At 65.0% G+C, this 16,924-nt stretch carries 17 protein-coding genes and 1 tRNA gene; 11 read left to right on the forward strand and 7 right to left on the reverse strand.

What is annotated here, in order from left to right; genetic code table 11:
- The first annotated feature begins 22 nt into the window (after positions 1-22).
- Positions 23-490: a Cd(II)/Pb(II)-responsive transcriptional regulator gene (locus tag D3F03_RS04645; protein ID WP_119108574.1), complete on the forward strand. Its 468-nt coding sequence runs from the start codon at positions 23-25 to the stop codon at positions 488-490.
- A gap of 118 nt (positions 491-608) precedes the next feature.
- Positions 609-1,529: a DMT family transporter gene (locus D3F03_RS04650; protein ID WP_119108136.1), complete on the forward strand. Its 921-nt coding sequence runs from the start codon at positions 609-611 to the stop codon at positions 1,527-1,529.
- 9 nt (positions 1,530-1,538) lie between these two features.
- Here the strand turns inward: D3F03_RS04650 and D3F03_RS04655 are convergent.
- The 6 genes from D3F03_RS04655 to cysS form a co-directional block, all read right to left on the reverse strand.
- Positions 1,539-1,631 (reverse strand) — tRNA-Ser (locus D3F03_RS04655).
- Positions 1,632-1,686: 55 nt separating this feature from the next.
- Positions 1,687-2,955: an aspartate kinase gene (locus D3F03_RS04660; protein WP_119108137.1), complete on the reverse strand. Its 1,269-nt coding sequence runs from the start codon at positions 2,953-2,955 to the stop codon at positions 1,687-1,689.
- Positions 2,956-3,034: 79 nt separating this feature from the next.
- Positions 3,035-4,000 carry a tRNA lysidine(34) synthetase TilS gene (tilS, locus tag D3F03_RS04665; RefSeq protein ID WP_119108138.1) on the reverse strand — a complete coding sequence of 322 codons (966 nt, stop codon included), beginning with the start codon at positions 3,998-4,000 and terminating at the stop codon, positions 3,035-3,037.
- A 42-nt stretch (positions 4,001-4,042) separates the two neighbouring features.
- Positions 4,043-5,020 (reverse strand): acetyl-CoA carboxylase carboxyltransferase subunit alpha, encoded by a 978-nt coding sequence (locus D3F03_RS04670; protein WP_119108139.1) that lies wholly within the window; start codon positions 5,018-5,020, stop codon positions 4,043-4,045.
- 43 nt (positions 5,021-5,063) lie between these two features.
- Positions 5,064-5,726 (reverse strand): DNA-3-methyladenine glycosylase family protein, encoded by a 663-nt coding sequence (locus D3F03_RS04675; protein WP_245960492.1) that lies wholly within the window; start codon positions 5,724-5,726, stop codon positions 5,064-5,066.
- A 46-nt stretch (positions 5,727-5,772) separates the two neighbouring features.
- On the reverse strand, positions 5,773-7,212 hold the full coding sequence (gene cysS / locus D3F03_RS04680) for a cysteine--tRNA ligase (protein ID WP_119108141.1): 1,440 nt from the start codon (positions 7,210-7,212) through the stop codon (positions 5,773-5,775).
- Between the two features lie 226 nt (positions 7,213-7,438).
- Between cysS and D3F03_RS04685 the strand changes: the two genes are divergently transcribed.
- From D3F03_RS04685 to D3F03_RS04710, 6 genes are read left to right on the forward strand one after another with little or no spacing between them, the layout of a single operon-like run.
- Positions 7,439-8,557, forward strand: coding sequence for a L,D-transpeptidase Cds6 family protein (locus D3F03_RS04685; RefSeq protein ID WP_119108142.1), 1,119 nt, complete (start codon positions 7,439-7,441; stop codon positions 8,555-8,557).
- A 49-nt stretch (positions 8,558-8,606) separates the two neighbouring features.
- Positions 8,607-9,974, forward strand: a complete 1,368-nt coding sequence (locus D3F03_RS04690; RefSeq protein WP_245960493.1) for a L,D-transpeptidase family protein — start codon at positions 8,607-8,609, stop codon at positions 9,972-9,974.
- Entirely contained in the window at positions 9,971-10,555 is a 585-nt protein-coding gene (locus D3F03_RS04695; RefSeq protein ID WP_119108143.1) for a peptidylprolyl isomerase, read from the forward strand. The genes D3F03_RS04690 and D3F03_RS04695 overlap by 4 nt, the downstream gene beginning before the upstream one ends.
- Positions 10,556-10,567: 12 nt before the next feature.
- A complete protein-coding gene (locus tag D3F03_RS04700; RefSeq protein WP_119108144.1) occupies positions 10,568-11,074 on the forward strand; it encodes a peptidylprolyl isomerase in 507 nt (168 codons plus the stop codon).
- 21 nt (positions 11,075-11,095) lie between these two features.
- Positions 11,096-11,875 (forward strand): UDP-2,3-diacylglucosamine diphosphatase, encoded by a 780-nt coding sequence (locus tag D3F03_RS04705; protein WP_119108145.1) that lies wholly within the window; start codon positions 11,096-11,098, stop codon positions 11,873-11,875.
- A gap of 5 nt (positions 11,876-11,880) precedes the next feature.
- Positions 11,881-12,702, forward strand: coding sequence for a M90 family metallopeptidase (locus D3F03_RS04710; protein WP_119108146.1), 822 nt, complete (start codon positions 11,881-11,883; stop codon positions 12,700-12,702).
- 36 nt (positions 12,703-12,738) lie between these two features.
- Here D3F03_RS04710 and D3F03_RS04715 read toward each other — a convergent pair whose 3' ends face one another.
- Positions 12,739-13,632 (reverse strand): DUF3014 domain-containing protein, encoded by an 894-nt coding sequence (locus tag D3F03_RS04715; protein WP_119108147.1) that lies wholly within the window; start codon positions 13,630-13,632, stop codon positions 12,739-12,741.
- 363 nt (positions 13,633-13,995) lie between these two features.
- On the opposite strand from D3F03_RS04715, the gene dctP reads away from it, so the two are divergent.
- The 3 genes from dctP to D3F03_RS04730 all read left to right on the forward strand — a co-directional run bounded on the left by dctP (position 13,996) and on the right by D3F03_RS04730 (position 16,844).
- On the forward strand, positions 13,996-14,979 hold the full coding sequence (gene dctP / locus D3F03_RS04720) for a TRAP transporter substrate-binding protein DctP (protein ID WP_158606130.1): 984 nt from the start codon (positions 13,996-13,998) through the stop codon (positions 14,977-14,979).
- 81 nt (positions 14,980-15,060) lie between these two features.
- Complete coding sequence (locus D3F03_RS04725; RefSeq protein ID WP_147414699.1) at positions 15,061-15,543, forward strand: TRAP transporter small permease; 483 nt, start codon at positions 15,061-15,063, stop codon at positions 15,541-15,543.
- Positions 15,540-16,844 carry a TRAP transporter large permease gene (locus D3F03_RS04730; protein WP_119108150.1) on the forward strand — a complete coding sequence of 435 codons (1,305 nt, stop codon included), beginning with the start codon at positions 15,540-15,542 and terminating at the stop codon, positions 16,842-16,844. The genes D3F03_RS04725 and D3F03_RS04730 overlap by 4 nt, the downstream gene beginning before the upstream one ends.
- The last annotated feature ends 80 nt before the right edge of the window (positions 16,845-16,924 follow it).

The following is a 16,924-nucleotide window of genomic DNA, read 5'->3' on the forward strand; positions in this document are numbered from 1 at the left end:
GAAGCCACTTGAAGGTCAAGCCATGCCCTTGCACGACACCGCCGCGTGGCGCATTGGCGAGGCCGCGCGCCGCTCGGGCGTGTCGGCCGCCAACATCCGCTTTTACGAGAAAGAGCAGCTGCTGCCGCCCGGCGCACGCGCGGACAACCGCTACCGCCTCTACAGTGCCGCCGACGTGCACCGCCTGCGCTTCATTCGCCTGTGCCGCGCCATGGACATGTCGCTGGGCGAAGTGCGCACGCTGGTGGCGCTCAACGCCCAGCCGCCCACCGACACGCATGCGGCCTGCCACACGCTGGACGAGCACCTCGCCCACGTGCGCGCCCGCCGCAAGGAACTGCAGGCGCTGGAGCAAGACCTGCGCGCCCTGCGCAGCCGCTGCGACGGCACCGACGACGCACACTGCCATGTGCTCGACGCACTGCACGCCCAAGCCGATGCACAAGCCGATACAGGGCTGGCAGCGGCGCTGCCGAAGCGGCATGTGTAAGACCTGTTCGGGCTCTAGGCATTTGGCTACCCGCGCTGTCACCCCCGAAACTTCCTGCAAGGTCACACCCGCCGAAAATCAAGGACACTCGTGCGTTAGTGCACGCAGCGCCTCCTCCATGACACCCCTCTCCCGCCGCCAACTCATTGGCCTCGTTCTGCTCACCCTGATGTGGGGGTTGAACTGGCCAGTGATGAAGCTCGCGCTGCGCGAGATCAGTCCGCTCTATTTTCGGGGGCTGACCATGGGAGTCGGCGCGCTGGTGCTGGCGGGGTATTTCGGGAGGCAAGGCATTCGCCTGCTCCCCAGGGGGCGTTCGGAATGGCGAACCGTAGTGGTGCTGGGGCTGCCCAACATCCTGGGCTGGCACGCGTTGTCCATTATCGGCGTCGCGCACCTGCCGGCCGGGCGCGCCGCCATCCTCGGTTTCACCATGCCCGTGTGGACGGTGCTGCTGGGCGTGCTGCTGTACCGCGACAAGCTGACCCCGCGCCTGGTGCTCGCCGTGGTGGCGGTGCTTACGGGCATTGCGCTTTTGCTCTGGAACGAGTGGGCCCACCTGGCGGGCCGACCGGTGGGTATTGCCTGGATGCAGGGGGCGGCGCTCTGCTGGGCGCTGGGCACAATCTGGATGCGCCGCGCGCACCTGACGCTGCCCGCAGAGACGCTGGTGGTGTGGATGATGGCTTTGTCGGCGGTGGTGATCGTGCTGCTCGCGGTGGCGCTGGAGCCGCCCCAGCACTGGCATTTCAGCACGTCGGTGTGGGTGAGTCTGGTATGGAGCGTGCTGATCAACTATGGCGCGGCGCAGGTGATCTGGTTTGCGCTGGCGCGGGAGCTGCCGGCGGCCACCAGCGCCATGAGCGTGATGGCCGTGCCCCTCATCGGCATCTTGAGCGCGCCACTCATCGTGGGCGAATGGCCCCATTGGCAGGACATGGCGGCCATGGTGTGCGTGGTGGTGGCGATTGGCGCCGTGTTGCTGCGGCGGCCGGAGCAAGCGACCAAAGAAAAAAGCCTAAGTGAATCGATCACTTAGGCTTTATCTTGGCGGAAACGGAGGGATTCGAACCCTCGATGAGGCTCTACACCCCATACTCCCTTAGCAGGGGAGCACCTTCGGCCACTCGGTCACGTTTCCAATCCCGCTATTATGCCCGAAGACAAGAGGCCTTCCAGCAAGCAGCGGGGTAGTGTCAGGCGGTTTCCTGGTCCAGGCCAAAGGCGGTGTGCAGGGCGCGCACGGCCAGTTCCAGGTACTTTTCGTCGATGACGACCGATGTCTTGATCTCGGACGTAGAAATCATCTGGATGTTGATGCCCTCTTCGCTCAACACGCGGAACATCTTGCTTGCCACGCCCACATGGCTGCGCATGCCGATGCCGACGATGCTGACCTTGCAGATGTTGGGGTCGCCGACCACTTCCTTGGCGCCAAGTTCAGGCAGCACGGTCTCGCGCAGCAGGTCTAGCGTGCGGGCAAAGTCGGACTGGCTCACCGTGAAGCTGAAGTCGGCCTTGCCGTCCTTGCTGATGTTCTGAATGATGACGTCCACCTCAATGTTGGCGTCGGCCACCGGGCCCAGGATGCGAAAGGCCATGCCGGGAGAGTCGGGCACGCCCAGCACCGAAACTTTGGCTTCGCCGCGGTTGAATGCGATGCCGGATACGACGGCTTGTTCCATTTTTTCGTCTTCCTCAAAAGTGATCAATGTGCCCGACTGCGCCTCTTCAGCCAAGTCGATGTCCCAGGGAGTAAAGCTCGAAAGCACCCGCATGGGCACTTTGTATTTGCCGGCAAACTCCACCGAGCGGATCTGCAGCACCTTGCTGCCCAGGCTGGCCATTTCAAGCATCTCTTCGAAGCTCACGGTGGTCAGGCGCCGGGCGGCGGGCACCACGCGCGGATCGGTGGTGTACACGCCATCGACATCGGTATAAATGAGGCATTCGTCAGCACCCATGGCGGCGGCAATGGCCACCGCTGAGGTGTCCGACCCACCGCGCCCGAGGGTGGTGATGTTGCCCAGTTCGTCAATACCCTGAAAGCCGGTGACGATGACCACACGGCCTGCGTCCAGGTCGGCGCGCACGCGCTGGTCGTCAATCGATTCGATGCGTGCCTTGGTATGGCTGCTGTCGGTGCGCACGGGTACTTGCCAGCCGGCGTAGCTGACCGAGGGCATGCCCTCGGCTTGCAGCGCAATGGCCAGCAAAGCGGAGGACGCCTGCTCGCCGGTGGCGGCCAGCATGTCGAGTTCGCGGTGGTACTCGGTCGTTGCGCGCGCCGGGGCGAGCTCGGCCGCCAAGCCCAGCAGGCGGTTGGTCTCGCCGCTCATGGCGCTGGGCACCACCACGATCTGGTGGCCAGCGCGCGCCCATTTGGTGACGCGCCGCGCCACGTTGCGAATGCGCTCGGGCGAGCCCATGGACGTGCCGCCGTATTTGTGAACTATCAAGGACATTGGGAAGTCGTTGCGACGGGAACCGGAATGTGCGGCGCAGATTGCAAGGCGTTTTGGGGGGCGCCGCCGGCTCTCTTGCTTAGGGGGCCAAAACCGGCGAATTGTACCAATCAAGCCGGTCGTTGCTGCGCCGCACAAAACCCAGGCCCACTTTGATCTCGATGCGGTGCCCGCGCGTGGTGCAGGCGGCAATCTGGCGCTGCAGTTCGGCAAGCTGCGCCGCACTGGGTGTGCAGCGGTGGCAGCTCGCCAGCCAATGGCGCAGCACATTGGCCTGGCGCGCGGTGCTGAGCTGCTGCAGCAAGCGAATCCGTGGCGGGGTGCCCACGGTGGCCAAGTCCTGCCGGGCGACTTCAAGCAGCAACTGCTGTGCCTGCGCGGCGTGCGCACTGCTGCGGGCGAACGTTTCGCGAAAGGCGGGAAAGCAGGCTTCGAGCGCGGGCAGAAGCTCAGCGCGAATGCGGTTGCGGGTAAAGCGCAGGTCGGTGTTGGTCGGATCTTCCACCCAGCCCTCGCCGCGCGCGCGCAGCCACTCACGCACCGCCCTGCCCGGCACGCCCAGCAAAGGGCGGTGCCAGGCGATGCCGGCGCGCTGCCACTGCGCCGGCATGGCGGCGAGGCCCGGAAGACCCGCACCGCGCGAGAGGGCCAATAGCAAGGTTTCGACCTGGTCGTCAGCGTGGTGCGCCAATGCTATTGAAGCAATAGCTGCACCCGCAATACCAGTAAGCGCTATAGCCTCAAAAGCCTTGTATCTTGCAATGCGCGCCGCGTCTTCCGGGCTTTGGCCAGACGCTGCGCCGGCGCTCACGCGTGCCACCTGCAGCGGCACCGCCAGGCGCTCACACAGCGCTTGGCAATGCGCAGCGAAGTCGTCTGCCGCGGCCTGCAGGCCGTGGTGCACGTGGAGGGCGCAGACCTCTCCGGGCCAGCGCTCGGCGCAAGCGATCAGCAGGGCCGTCGAATCTGCGCCGCCGCTCAGGCCCACCGCCAAGGGCAGTGCCGGCTGGAAGCTGGCAAGCGCTTGCGCAAAGGATGGCGGCATATCGCACCACAAGGACCACGCGGCATTGGTGCCGCGTCGCGCTCAGCGGCTGTCGGCCTTGGTGTCCGTAAAGCGCCCGTAGCTTTGCAAACGGGCGTAGCGCCGGTCGATCAGTTCTTTGACCTTGAGGTCGGCGAGCTGGCGGAAAGCGTCGCCCAGCGCACGTTTGAGGAAGGCGGACATCTGCTTGGGGTCGCGGTGTGCGCCGCCTACGGGCTCGTTGACGATCTTGTCCACCAGGCCCAGCGCCTTGAGCCGGTGCGCAGTGATGCCCAGCGCCTCGGCCGCATCCTGGGCCTTGTCGCTGGTCTTCCACAGGATGGAGGCGCAACCCTCGGGGCTGATGACGGAGTAGATGGCGTACTGCAGCATCAGCAACTGGTCACAGACGCTGAGCGCCAGCGCGCCGCCCGAGCCGCCCTCGCCGATGATGGTGGTGATGATGGGCACTTCGAGTTGTGCCATCTCGTAGATGTTGCGGCCAATGGCTTCCGACTGGCCACGCTCTTCGGCGTCGATGCCCGGGAACGCGCCCGGCGTATCGACAAAGGTGAACACTGGCAGACCGAATTTCTCCGCTGTTTTCATCAGGCGAAGTGCCTTGCGGTAGCCTTCAGGGCGCGTCATGCCGAAGTTGCGCAGCGCACGCTCTTTGGTGTCGCGCCCCTTCTGGTGGCCCAGCACCATGCAGGCATGGCCGTTGAAGCGCGCCAAGCCGCCCACAATGGATTTGTCGTCGGAAAAATGCCGGTCGCCGTGCATTTCGACGAAATCCGTGAAAAGGCTCTGCACATAATCGAGCGTGTAGGGTCGCTCGGGATGGCGGGCAATCTTGGTGATCTGCCACGGCGTCAGGTCGGAATAGATGTCCTTGGTGAGCTGCTGGCTTTTCTTGCTCAGTTGGTCGATTTCCTCCGAAATATCGACCGCGCTCTCGTTCTGCACGTAGCGCAGCTCTTCGATCTTGGATTCGAGCTCGGCAATGGGGTTTTCGAAATCCAGAAATGTCTTTTTCGCCATGTGTTGTTCCTTGCGCGCGGGGCGCGTGGCTGCGGGAAGCGGCTCAGTAAGCGACCGGCAGGGGGTCCAGCGAGCGCCAAATATACCAAGTGGCTACGCTGCACCAGGGCTTCCAGGCCTGTGCCACTTCGCGCGCATCGCTGCGGCTGACCGGGTCGCCCGAGAAGTAGTTGCGGCTGATGCCGTTGAGCAGGCCGACATCATCGAGCGGCAGCACGTTGGGGCGCATGAGGTGGAAGATGAGAAACATCTCGGCCGTCCAGCGGCCAATGCCGCGCACCGCCACCAGCTCGGCAATGATGGCCTCGTCGTCCATGGCCTGCCAGGCATCGACATGCAGCTTGTTGCCGTCGAAGTGCAGCGCCAAGTCTACGAGGTATTCCACCTTGCGCGCCGACAGGCCGGCAGCGCGCATGTCGTCGATTTTCAGGCGCAGTACGTCGGGCGGCGTGAGCGTGGGCGCCAGCAGCGCAAAGCGGTCCCACACGGTTTGCGCGGCCTTCACCGAAATCTGCTGGCCGACGATGCTGCGCGCCAGCGTGACGAAGGCATCGCCCCGCGTCTGCAGGCAGGTCTCGCCGAACTGCGGAATCAGGCGCTTCATCACCCGATCTTTTTTCATCAGATGCGTGCGCGCCTGGGACCAATACTCTGGCGTTGCCAGGTCGAGCGTTGCCGCAGTCGCTATTACTTTAGAAGCACTCACCGCTTGTCCTTATTGCGCTGCGTGCCATTTCTACTTATATTTTTTCTCATGAAGCGGCTTCCCAGGTGGTGCCGGTGGCGCTGTCCTTGAGGACGATGCCCTGGGCCAGCAAGGCCGCACGGATGCGGTCGGCCTCGGCGTAGTTTTTTTCGGCCTTGGCAGCGGCGCGCGCTGCGATCTGTTCCTGGATTTGTGGTTCAGACAAGGCGTTGCTTGCTGTGGGTTTCCCGGCAGCAAATACCGAGGCACCTTCAACTTGAACAATGCGCCCCTTCAAGAAGTCCGACGGCTTACCCTGCAGCAGCCCCAAGCAGCCGCCCAACGCCTTGAGCAGGCCGGCTGCCTGTGGCGAGCGGCTGCGATTCACGTCACCGGCCAGATCGAAGAGCACCGCGACAGCCTCGGGCGTACCGAAATCCTCGTCCATCGCTGCCTTGAAACGCGCAGCATGTGGATCTGCCCAGTCAATCCCGCCTCCATCTTCAGGCGGCACTGCATCGAGCGCTGTGTACAAACGCTTGAGCGCCTGGTGGGCGTCGTTCAAATGAACGTCGCTGTAGTTGAGCGCGCTGCGGTAGTGGCTGCGCACCAGGAAGAAGCGCAGGGTTTCGGGCCGGTAATCGTGCTTTTCCAGCACATCGCGGATGGTGAAGAAGTTGCCCAGGCTCTTGGACATCTTCTCGTTGTCCACGCGCACAAAACCGTTGTGGACCCAGAAGCGCGCCAGCGGCTTGCCGTGAGCCCCTTCGCTCTGCGCAATCTCGTTCTCGTGGTGCGGGAACTGCAGGTCGGCGCCGCCGCCGTGGATATCGAAGGTCTCGCCCAGCGTGGCGCAGCTCATGGCCGAGCATTCGATGTGCCAGCCGGGGCGCCCGGCGCCAAAGCGGCTGTCCCATTTCGCTTCAGGCGGCTCGTCCGCCTTGGCGGACTTCCAGAGCACGAAGTCGAGCGGATCGTTCTTGCCATCCTGAACCGCCACGCGTTCGCCTGCACGCAGCTCGTCCAGCGACTTGCCCGAGAGCTTGCCGTAGCCGGGGAACTTGCGCACTGCGTAGTTCACGTCGCCGCTCTCGGCCCGGTAGGCCAGGCCCTTGCCTTCGAGCGTACCGATGAGCGAGAGCATTTGCGGCACGTATTCGGTGGCGCGCGGCTCAATATCAGGCGGCTCAATGCCGAGCTTGGCGATGTCAGCATGCATGGCGCCGATCATCTCGTCGGTCAACGCGCGGATCGTGATGCCGCGATCCAGTGCGCGGCGGATGATCTTGTCGTCGATGTCGGTAATGTTGCGCACGTACGTGACGCGGTACCCGCTGGCGCGCAGCCAGCGCTGCACCACGTCAAACGCCATCATCATGCGGGCATGGCCGATGTGGCACAGGTCGTAGATGGTCATGCCGCAGACGTACATGCGCACATGGCCAGGCTCGATCGGGGAAAACTCTTCCAGGGCACGCGAGAGCGTGTTGTAGATGCGCAGACTCATGGAGATTAGGTTGGGGAAGACAGGGCGTGACGGGGGCGAAGCACGCAGGTGGACGGACCTGCTAGCGGGCAAGGCGCACGCCAGACCCGATCCGCGCATCACAAATGCCGTGCCGGCGCCTGCGTACCACACAGGCGCAAGGTTCCGCCATGACCACCCCCTCGGCTACAATTCGTCGCAGTATAAGCGCCCGTCCGGGCCTCGGCTGACCACCTCACGGACCTTCATGACATCCTCACGCCGCACCCTTTTCCCGCTCGTGCGCCTTGCGCGTCTCGTGGCTTTGTCGGCGCTGCTGTGCGCTGGCGCAGTCCATGCGGACGAATACTCCGATATCACGGCGCTGCTGAAAGCGGGCAAGGCGGCGGATGCGCTTGCCAAGGTCGACCAACGGCTTGCAAGCACGCCCAAAGATCCGCAATTGCGCTTCTTGCGCGGCGTGGCACAGGCAGATACGGGCAAGCAAAGCGACGCCATCGCCACCTTCACCCAGCTCACGCAGGACTACCCCGAACTGCCTGAGCCCTACAACAACCTGGCCGTGCTGTATGCCGGCCAGAACCAGCTCGACAAGGCGCGCACTGCCCTTGAAATGGCGATCCGCACCAACCCGAGCTACTCGACCGCGCACGAGAACCTGGGTGACATTTACGCCAAGCTCGCTGCCCAGGCCTACAACAAGGCCTTGCAGCTCGACGCCAACAGCAGCGCGGTCCTGACCCCGAAGCTGGCGCTGATTCGCAGCCTGTTCGCTGCGGGTCCAACGCCCGCCAACACGCGCACTTCGACCGTGGTGGCCGCTGCACCCACCCCTGCGCCTGCGCCAGTTGCGGCCAAGCCCGCACCGGTGCCAGCCCCCGTGGTCCCCGCTGCTCCGGCCCCAGAGCCCAAGGCACCCGCTGCCTCCCCGGCTCCGTCCGCAATACCCGTGACGCCGGTGGCCCGCCCCCCTGTCACCGAATCCGTAGAACCGCCTGCCGCGAAAGTGTCCGGCGCCGAAACCGCCGCAGAACAAGATGTGGAGGCCGCCGTAAAGGCCTGGGCGGCCGCCTGGTCGGCTCGCGACATGAAGAACTATTTGTCCTCCTACGGCAAGCAGTTTGATCCGCCGGGCAAGCAAAGCCGTGCGGCCTGGGAAAAAGAGCGTGAAGCGCGCATCGTGGGCAAGTCGCACATCCAGGTCACCATCAGCAAGCTCTCGGTCAACATCAAGGGCGACCGAGCCACCGCCCGCTTCCACCAAGCCTACAGCGCCGACACACTGAACGTGACCAGCCGCAAGACCCTTGAGCTGGCACGCAGCCAGGGCCGCTGGGTCATCGTGCGCGAATCCACTGGCGGCTGATGCGAGAGCGCGTTTTCCCGCGGTGCACTCGCTGCACCGCCGTCCTGCATTGAGCACGCCAGACGAGCGCCGACTGCGCGCTTGGCCAAGCGCTGGCGCTGCCTGGATGGCCACGGCGCTGCTCGTTGCCGGTGTGCTGACGGCACTGCCTGGCTGGGCGCGTGAGCCGCATCGCGCCGCGCCGAAAAAGGCCGTCCACGCCCAGCGAACAGCGGCCAAAACCACGCGGACTGCAGTCCACAGACGCGCACCCATGGCGGCCGCAGCACCTGTCGCGGCTATCCCAAAAGCGGCTGCTGCAGGCCTTGCCGATCCAGCCGAAACGCGGCTGATTCGCGTGTACCGGCTGACAGCCCAGGGCCGTGCCGACGAAGCCTTGGCTCAGGCACAGAGCCTGGCGCGTGATTTTCCAAACTTCCAACTCGCGCAACTGGCGCTGGGCGATCTGCTGGCCGCGCGCGCGCGCCCGCTGGCGCAGTTTGGCGATGTGGCGGCGCCCGCGCCCGAAGCAGCAACGGCCTTGGCCGAACTGCGCCAGGAATCACGCCAGCGCGTGGCCGCCGAGCGCCTGCGCCCAGCGGCTGGCGCCATCCCAGCAGCTTTTATCGAAATCTCTGAACACACGCGCCATGCCATCGCCGTGGATGCCTCGCGCTCGCGCCTGTATTTGTTTGAAAACGGCAAGCAAGGCCTGCGTCTGGTGGCCGATTACTACGCATCGGTGGGCAAGCTCGGCACCGAAAAGGAGTTCGAGGGCGATCAGCGCACACCGCTGGGCGTGTACTACATCACCAGCCGACTCGACGCCAAGCAGTTGGCCGACCTGTACGGCTCGGGCGCGCTGCCGCTGAACTACCCCAACGCACTGGACCAGCGCCGCGGCAAAACCGGCAGTGGCATCTGGCTGCACGGCACCCCCAGCGCCCAGTTTTCGCGCGCACCGCAAGCCACGGACGGCTGCGTGGCCATCGCCAACCCGGATCTGGAGCGCATCCTGAAAACCGTCGAGCCGCGTAGCACGCCGGTGGTGATCGCAAGGCAACTGCAATGGGTCACGCCACAGGGGGTTCTGGGCGAGCGCCAGGCATTCAACCAGGTGCTCGACGCTTGGAGCAAGGCCAAATCCGAAGGCGACCTACAGCGCCTGCTGGGCTTTTACACCTATGATTTTCAGGGGATGCGCAGCCAATCGATCACCGAATGGCGCGCCACGCTGCAGGAAGACCTCCAGGCGCTGCGCGGCCGTACCCTGGTACTCAAGGACAAATCAGCGCTGCACTGGCAAGACAGCAGCGAGACCATGGTGGTCACCTTTGCCGAAATCCCCGCAGGCGCCCGCAGCGGCCCGGTCAAGCGCCAGTACTGGCGCCGCCTAGGCCAGCGCTGGCAAATATTTTTTGAAGGAGTGATCGGATGATTTCTAGAAGAAATTTGGCTCTGGCGCTTAATGCGCTTGCGCTGACAGCTATGTTTTCCGTAGCGACACTGGCCTCTGCCGCAGAGGCCCCCAAGGTCAAGCTGACCACGTCCATGGGCGACATCGTGGTCCAACTCAGCCCCGACAAGGCGCCCAAGACGGTCGCCAACTTCCTGCAGTACGTACGCGAGAAGCATTACGACGGCACCATCTTCCACCGCGTGATCGACGGCTTCATGATCCAGGGGGGAGGCTTCACGCCCGACATGGTGCAAAAACCCATGCACGCCCCCATTCCCCTCGAAGCCTCGAATGGCCTCAAGAACGACAAATACACCATCGCCATGGCGCGCACCAGCGCGCCGGATTCAGCCACCGCGCAGTTCTTCATCAACGTGAACGACAACGCCATGCTCAACGCCCCCCAGCCCGACGGCCACGGCTATGCCGTGTTCGGCAAGGTCGTGGAAGGCCAAGAGGTGGTGGACAAAATCAAGGCCGTCGCCGTCAGCAACAAGGGACCGTACCAAAACGTCCCCAACACACCCGTCACCATCCATTCGGCCACCGTGGTCCAGTAAGAAAGCACTCCCATGAGCAACCCCCAAGTAGAACTCCACATTGCCGGCTACGGCGTCATCACCCTGGAGCTTGACCAGGACAAGGCGCCCAAATCGGTCGCCAACTTCCTCTCCTACGTGAACAAGGGCCACTACGACAACACCATATTCCACCGCGTCATCCCCGGCTTCATGGTCCAGGGCGGTGGTTTTGCGCCTGGCATGGCGCAGAAGGACACCGACGCGGCCATCGAGAACGAAGCGCAGAACGGCCTGAAAAACGACAACTACACAGTGGCCATGGCGCGCACCAGCGACCCACACTCTGCCAGCTCGCAGTTTTTCATCAACGTGGCCGACAACGGTTTTCTGAACCACACCGCGCCTTCCGCCCAAGGCTGGGGCTACGCGGTGTTTGGCAAAGTGGTGGGCGGCAAAGACGTGGTCGACAAGATCAAGGCCGTGAAAACCGGGCGCAAGGGCTTCCATGACGACGTGCCCAAGGAAGATGTCGTCATCGAAAAAGCGGTCGCCCTCTGATCCGATTCACGCAGCACGCACGTGAACACGGCCGTGCCCCAGGCAGTGGAGCTCATCGCTCCACCACACTGGCGCACGGTCGATTTTTTTTCCGACCTGCATTTGCAGGCCGCCGAACCTGCAACCCTCGCCTGCTTCGAGCGCTACCTGGCGGGCAGCCAGGCCGATGCGCTGTTCATCCTGGGCGATCTGTTCGAAGTCTGGGTGGGTGACGACGCTTGCGACGAAGCCGGCAGCTTCGAAGCGGCGCTGGCCGAGCGGCTCGCTGCTGCGGCGCAGCAACGCCCCGTGTACTTCATGCACGGCAACCGCGATTTTCTGGTCGGCACCTCTTTTTTCGAGCGCACCGGCGTCATCGGACTGGCCGACCCCGCTGTGCTCATCTTTGGCACGCAGCGCCTGCTGCTGAGCCATGGCGACCTGCTCTGCCTGGGCGATGTGGACTACCAGCGCTTTCGCCGCCTGGCACGCAGCAGCGCATGGCAGCAGGCTTTCCTGGCGCAGCCGCTCGCCGAGCGCCGCGCGCAGGCGCAGGCCATGCGCGCGCAGAGCGAGGCGCACAAGCAGGCCGGAGAAGCGTATGCCGACGTCGACGGCCCGGCCGCACTCGCCTGGCTGCAAGCCGCGGGTGCGCACACCCTGGTGCACGGCCACACGCACCGCCCGGCCGAGCATGTGCTGGCACCCGGCTATCGGCGCGTGGTGCTGAGCGACTGGGATGCCACCGCCCGTCCGCCGCGCGCCGATGTGCTGCGGTTGACAGCCCGAGGACTGGAACGCATCCGCATCGGCCCCATGTAGCGCGGATGCACCCTCTCTGGAACCGCCTGCGCAGCCGCCTGCGCGCCACGCTCGCCCCGGTCCCTGACATCTCTGCCGAGCTGTGGCTGCAGACCCTGGCCCGCTACCCCTTTCTTGCCGCGCTGCCGCTCGCGCAGCAGGCCAAGCTGCGCGCCCTGGCGGCGCAGTTTCTGGACGGCAAAGAATTTCACGGCGCGCACGGCCTGGAGGTGACCGACGCCATGGCCATCGACATTGCGGCGCAGGCCTGCCTGCCCCTGCTGCACTGGGGCGATCCGCATGAGGCGCTCGCCTGGTACGGCGACTTCGTCACCATCGTGGTGCACCCCGGCGAGGCCGTCGCGCGGCGCGAGAGCACGGACGCCGCGGGCGTGGTGCACCAATACACCGAAGTGCTGGCGGGCGAAGCGATGGAGCGCGGCCCGGTGATGCTCAGTTGGCGCCATGTGGCCGAAGCTGGTGCCAGCGCAAGCCATGGCAGCAACGTGGTGGTGCACGAATTCGTCCACAAGATCGACATGCAAAACGGCCACGCCAACGGCTGCCCGCCGCTGCCACGCGGCCTGCTGGGCACGCGTGGCCGGCGCGCGGCGCTGGCCGCCTGGCAGGCCATCTGGAAACCGGCCTACGCCGATTTCCGCGAAACGGTCATCAAGGCCGAGCGCTTCGGCACCGAGCGGCCCTGGCTCGATGCCTACGGCGCCACCGCGCCGGCAGAGTTCTTTGCCGTGGCCTGCGAGGCCTATTTCGTGAACCGCGAACGCTTTGCGCTGGAATTTCCGTCGCTCCTGCCGGCGCTGGACGGGTTCTTCAAACGCCCGACGTGATACCGGGCCTTGGCTGCCCACCTTCCGCCAGCAGGGTCAAGGCTTGGCCTTGGCCACCACCCCTGTCGCCACCAGCGCCCGCAGCGCCTTGAGCCGCGCCTTCAACCGGCGCTCGTTGACCAGCCCTACGCGCACCATGATCTTTTGCCCGCTCGACAAGGCCTGCAGTTGCGGGTCGGCAAACTCGTAGCGCACCCAGGGGCGGGTCGAACTCCATTCGCCCTTCACTTCGGTGAGTTGCACGCGTACCGGCTCTGCAGGCTCCGGCGCCGCAAGCAAATGGTCGATGACGGCCACCACCCGATCGTTGAAGTAGCGGCCCGGGTAGCCGAGCTCTTCGTAGGCCTGCTGGAACAGCGGGTACAGGCGGGCATACAGCGCCACGGCGCGCGGCAAGTCCACGCCCTCGATCCACTGCACCACCGCGCTGTAGCGGGCGGCGTTGTCAAGCGCGATGCGCGCGCCCTCCCCTTCACCCTGGACCGTGAAGCGCCCCGGCGCAGGCTGCACCGGCCACATGCCCGCCGGAGCATGCGCGCGCGCCAGGTTGTCCACCGTGGCGACGACGCGGCGCACCAGGCCGTCGACTTGCAGGAAGCTCGCCACCTGGCGCTGGCCCAGCAGTTCGGTGATGGCCTGCGCGACATAGTCATCGGCCCCCGCCAGGGCCGGCAGCGCGGCATCGGGCGGGGCCAGTGCCTCCACCAAATTTTGCGGACCCGAGGCCGGCGTGGCTGCGGGTGCCGCCACCGGTGCCGTGGTGGGCGGCGCCGCGCTGATGGCGGCGGGCGGCGGTGCGGGCTGCGCCCGGTTCTGCCACCACCACCAGCCACCTCCTGCCGCAAGCAGCACCAGCAGTGCGGCAACGACCAGACCCCACGGCGAACGCTCCTGGGGGGGATTCAAAGTGCTTCGTTCCTGACCGGGCATAGGGCACACTTCCTTTTCGCATAGCTTAGGGCAATGCCGAACAAGTCTCTTGGAAGGGTCACGCCGGTCGAAGTTCGCAAGCCGACCGCCGCCAAGATACCGCCATCCTGCAGCCCTAACCTTACCGCCTTCGCCACCGGTTGCGCACGCCGAAGACCCCGCGCAGCGCGCGCATAGCCGGTGGCGGCGATCACCGGGCCGTCGGTGGTGGCAAGCTGCTGCATCAGCCAGGGTACGCCGCGCACAGCCTCGCGCCCGGTTGGCCGCACAACAAAATTGTTCTATTCTGTTAGCATGATCCGCTTGTATTCGGGCGCACCTACGCCGAATATTGCAAACACATTGGCCCGCAAAGGAACCCGCATGAACTCACTCCCACGCACTTTGGCAGGGCTAACCTGCGCACTCGGACTGGCATGGAGCGCGGCCGCTGCGGCCGCGCCCGTGCAGGTGAACATCGGCATCGTCACCGCCCCGGCGTTCGTGCACACCCTGTCGGCGGAAAAGTTCAAGGAAGTGCTCGACAAGGCCTTGCCTGGCAAGTACGACGTGGTCATCCACAATTCCGGCGCACTGGGCAGCGAGACCCAGGTGCTGCAGCAACTGCAATTGGGTACCGTGCAGATGTGCGTGTGCACCACCGGCCCGGTCGAGGCCTTTGTGCCTGAGATCAAGGCCATCGAGATGCCGTTTCTTTTCAGCTCGTACGAGCAGACCGACAAGGTGCTCGACGGCCCCATCGGCCAGGATCTGCTCAAGCGCTTTGGCAAGGCCGGTCTGGTCGGCATGCACTTTGAAGACAACGGTTTCCGCAATCTCACCAATTCCAAGCACGCCATCCGCGAGCCCGCCGATGTCAAGGGCATGAAGATCCGCACCATGGAGTCACCGACGCACCTGGCGATCTGGCGCGACATCGGCGCCAACCCAACGCCCATGGCATGGCCGATCACGACCCAGTTGCAGCAGGGCGTGCTCGATGGACAAGAGAATCCGATCTCCGTCATTTCAGCGGCCAAGCTCAACGAAGTGGGGCAAAAGTACCTGACGCTGACCCGCCACGTGTATTCGGCGCTCGTCTTCGTCGGTAGCAAGCCCTTCTTCGACAAGCTGCCGCCCGCCGATCAGCAAGCCTTCATGACGGCAGCGGCGCAGGCCTCGGCGTTCGGCCGCAACCACGTGCGCAGCAACGAAGCCGCGCAACTCGCGGCGCTGGAGAAGGCGGGCGTGCAAGTCGTGACGAACCCGGATCTGGCAGCCTTCCGTGCCAAGACCGAGCCGGTCTACGCATCGCTCACCGGCGATACGAAAAAGATCGTCGAAGAGATCCGCAAGAGCGAAAAATAAAAATCCATTGACGGCTGGTCGGGGACCGCGGTGGCGACGCGCGGCCCCTGCTTCTGCCTTGCCGCGCCTGACCTCATCGATATGACCCTGCACCACCGTTTGCTGGCGTTCAGCGACCGCGTCAACGACCTGGTCGAGCAATTGCTTCTGGTCATAGGAGTGGCCTTTTCGCTGATCCTGTTTGTCCAGGTGCTGGCACGCTACCTGGACCACTCGCTGAGCTGGTCCGAAGAGATCGGGCGCTACCTGCTGGTCGCCACCACCTTCCTGGGCGCCACCGTCGCCTACAAGCGGGCGGACTTCATCGGCCTGGCCGGCTTCGGCGCCAGATTCGGCCGCCTGGTCGAGCGCATCATCGTGCGCGGGTTGCAGCTGCTGACGCTGGCGTGCTTCGGTTTCATCACCTGGTTCGGCGTGGGCTATACGCTCAAGGCCTGGGACCAGACCTCGAGCGCGGTGCAGATGCCCATGTCGCTGCCGATCGCCGTGCTGCCCTTGTCGGCGCTCATCTTCCTGCTGCACGTTCTCGTTGACCTGACCCGGCCTGTGGTCCCCGCAGCATGATCATCGTCCTGTTGTTCGCGCTGATGTTCGTGCTGATGGCACTGGGCTTGCCCATTGCGCTCGCCATCGGCCTGCCGGCCATTGGCCTGATCGTCTCGCCCGGCGTTTTCCCCGACACGGTCACCCTTTCCGCGCTGGGGCAGACGGTCGTGCAGCAGCTTTTCTCGGGGGTCGACTCGTTCGACTTGCTGGCCGTGCCGCTGTTCATGATTGCCGGCTCGATCATGGAGGTGGGCGGCATCTCGCGCCGCCTGATCGACTTCTGCGACAGCCTGGTCGGCTGGGCCCCAGGCGGGCTGGCGGCGGCAGCCATTGGCGCTTCGATGATCATCGCCGGCATCTCCGGCTCGGCCGCTGCCGACACGGCGGCGATCGGTGCGGTGGTGATCCCGACCATGATTCGCCAGGGCTATCCGCCCGCCTTCGCCGCTGCCGTGGTGGCGGCCGGTGGCGCCATCGGCATCATCATCCCGCCGTCGATCCCGATGATTTTGTTCGGCTTCATGACCAACATCTCGACCTCGCAACTGTTCGCCGGCGGCTTGCTGGTGGGCCTGCTGATGGGCCTGTCGTTCATGGCCGTGGCGATTTTCATTTCATGGCGCAGAGGCTATGGCGAGCGCGTAGCCTTCACCTGGAAGCGGGTGGCCAGCACAGGCCGTGCAGCCCTGTGGTCGATGGGTGCGCCGGTGATCGTTTTGGGCGGCATTCTGGGCGGCATCGTCACGGTGACCGAAGGCGCGGCGCTGGCCGTGTTCTACGCGCTGCTGGTCGGCACCGTCATCAACCGCGAACTGGCCTGGCGCGACCTGCCGCAGTTGATCGTGCGCTCACAGGTGGTGGCCGGCGGCATCTTGTTCATCATCGCGATGGCCAAGGTCTTTGGCTGGCTGTTGACCATGCAGCAGGGCGCGCAATTGCTCGACGTCTTCGTGAATTCGATGTCGCTGCCGCCGGTCGGCCTGCTGCTGCTGGTGCTGGGGCTGCTGCTGGTCGTCGGCTGCGTGATGGAGACCACCGCCGCGCTGCTGCTGGTGGTGCCGGTGCTGGCCCTGCTGACGCCGCAGATGCAGATCGACCCGGTGCAGTTCGGCGTGCTGGTGGTGACCAACCTTGCCATCGGCATGCTCACACCGCCGGTGGGTATCTGCCTGTTCGTGAGCTGCGGCATCGCCGACGTGACGCTGGGCCGGATCTCGCGGGCGGTGATGCCGCTGGTGGCCGTCGCCCTGCTGGACCTGCTGATCGCCGCACTGTGGTCGCCACTGACGATGTGGCTGCCAACCTTGTTGTACCGCTGACGCCGCCACTCACCCTTTTTTGATAGCAGCTTGCGCATACTGCGCAAGCGCTGGCGGCCAGTTTCGCTATGGGCTCGATG

Source organism: Simplicispira hankyongi, from assembly GCF_003570885.1.
Taxonomy (GTDB): Bacteria; Pseudomonadota; Gammaproteobacteria; order Burkholderiales; family Burkholderiaceae_C; genus Simplicispira; species Simplicispira hankyongi.

Excerpts from the sequence above, each read along its gene's own strand:
- D3F03_RS04645 (WP_119108574.1), top strand. The coding sequence starts at position 23 with ATGCCCTTGCACGACACCGCCGCGTGGCGCATTGGCGAGGCCGCGCGC.
- D3F03_RS04650 (WP_119108136.1), top strand. The coding sequence starts at position 609 with ATGACACCCCTCTCCCGCCGCCAACTCATTGGCCTCGTTCTGCTCACC.
- D3F03_RS04660 (WP_119108137.1), bottom strand. The coding sequence starts at position 2,955 with ATGTCCTTGATAGTTCACAAATACGGCGGCACGTCCATGGGCTCGCCC.
- tilS (WP_119108138.1), bottom strand. The coding sequence starts at position 4,000 with ATGCCGCCATCCTTTGCGCAAGCGCTTGCCAGCTTCCAGCCGGCACTG.
- D3F03_RS04670 (WP_119108139.1), bottom strand. The coding sequence starts at position 5,020 with ATGGCGAAAAAGACATTTCTGGATTTCGAAAACCCCATTGCCGAGCTC.
- cysS (WP_119108141.1), bottom strand. The coding sequence starts at position 7,212 with ATGAGTCTGCGCATCTACAACACGCTCTCGCGTGCCCTGGAAGAGTTT.
- D3F03_RS04685 (WP_119108142.1), top strand. The coding sequence starts at position 7,439 with ATGACATCCTCACGCCGCACCCTTTTCCCGCTCGTGCGCCTTGCGCGT.
- D3F03_RS04695 (WP_119108143.1), top strand. The coding sequence starts at position 9,971 with ATGATTTCTAGAAGAAATTTGGCTCTGGCGCTTAATGCGCTTGCGCTG.
- D3F03_RS04700 (WP_119108144.1), top strand. The coding sequence starts at position 10,568 with ATGAGCAACCCCCAAGTAGAACTCCACATTGCCGGCTACGGCGTCATC.
- D3F03_RS04710 (WP_119108146.1), top strand. The coding sequence starts at position 11,881 with ATGCACCCTCTCTGGAACCGCCTGCGCAGCCGCCTGCGCGCCACGCTC.
- D3F03_RS04715 (WP_119108147.1), bottom strand. The coding sequence starts at position 13,632 with ATGCCCGGTCAGGAACGAAGCACTTTGAATCCCCCCCAGGAGCGTTCG.
- dctP (WP_158606130.1), top strand. The coding sequence starts at position 13,996 with ATGAACTCACTCCCACGCACTTTGGCAGGGCTAACCTGCGCACTCGGA.
- D3F03_RS04725 (WP_147414699.1), top strand. The coding sequence starts at position 15,061 with ATGACCCTGCACCACCGTTTGCTGGCGTTCAGCGACCGCGTCAACGAC.
- D3F03_RS04730 (WP_119108150.1), top strand. The coding sequence starts at position 15,540 with ATGATCATCGTCCTGTTGTTCGCGCTGATGTTCGTGCTGATGGCACTG.